General features: G+C 46.0%; 1 protein-coding gene. It reads left to right on the top strand.

From position 1 onward, the window contains the following. Positions 1-1,251, top strand: a 1,251-nt coding sequence (locus tag AB6D07_RS22980; RefSeq protein WP_372140767.1) for a hypothetical protein, incomplete at both ends; no start/stop codon positions are given.

The raw sequence follows: 1,251 nt of genomic DNA, 5'->3' as shown, positions 1-1,251 counted from the left end.
CTGTTTACGCGGTAGACCGCGACGGTGATGACTCATTAATGTTGCCACTGAAAGTGACGGTCAGCGATGATGTGCAAGGCATGCAAAACCAAACGTTAACCATTACGGAACCAACGGTTGCTGATTTGGATGCTGGAATGGTGTCGACAGGCACTGTCGATGTAATGCCAGTGCAAAGTGCAGATGGTGCAACAATCACTCAGTTCGTTTATGACGGACAACTTAGAACATTGGTTCAAACAGATACTGGTGAGCAGCGGTTTGGTTTCACTGAAGGGACGTTAGTCATCACCCTGCAAGGTGAAGTGCGTTTTGAACCCAATCGCGATTTAGTTCATACAAACAACGAAGACATCGTTAAAACAATCGTAGTGACGTCAAGTGACTTTGATAAAGATCCGGTGACATCCACCGTGACTTTGACGATCACTGATGGTGATATTCCAATCATCAATACTATTCCAACCGTTACGCTATCAGAATCTAATCTTGCCGATGGCTCGGCAGCAAGCACCGTGCCTGTGAGTCAAACCGAGACTATTCAGTTTACTAATCAAAGCGATAATGTGACGAGTTTCCGTATCGATCCTGCTCAATTCAACCCGAACGACACACTTAAATCGAATGGGTTGGTCGTTGAGCTTAAAGCTGATCCAAACACTACTGGAGCGTACATCGGCTTTGTGAAAGACGGAGCAAACCCAGAAGTTCCTGTCTTTACGATTAGCTTCTCAAGTAGCACGGTGGGTGAGTACACCTTTACTCTACTTGAAGCGTTAGATCATGCTGATGGCCAAGCGAATAATGAGTTGAGCTTTAATTTACCTGTTTACGCGGTAGACCGCGACGGTGATGACTCATTAATGTCGCCACTGAAAGTAACGGTCAGCGATGATGTGCAAGGCATGCAAAACCAAACGTTAACCATTACGGAACCAACGGTTGCTGATTTGGATGCTGGAATGGTGTCGACAGGCACTGTCGATGTAATGCCAGTTCAAAGTGCTGATGGCGCGACCATTACTCAGTTCGTTTATGACGGACAACTTAGGACATTGGTTCAATCTAATACGGGTGAGCAGCGGTTTGATTTCACCGAAGGGACGCTAGTTATCACCCTGCAAGGTGACGTGCGCTTTGAACCCAATCGCGATTTAGTTCATACAAACAACGAAGACATCGTTAAAACAATCGTAGTGACGTCAAGTGACTTTGATAAAGATCCGGTGACATCCACCGTGACTTTGACCA

The organism is Vibrio sp. 10N.239.312.C11 (genome assembly GCF_041466065.1).
Taxonomy (GTDB): domain Bacteria; phylum Pseudomonadota; class Gammaproteobacteria; order Enterobacterales; family Vibrionaceae; genus Vibrio; species Vibrio tasmaniensis_A.
This window is presented reverse-complemented; position numbering and strand designations above follow the sequence as displayed.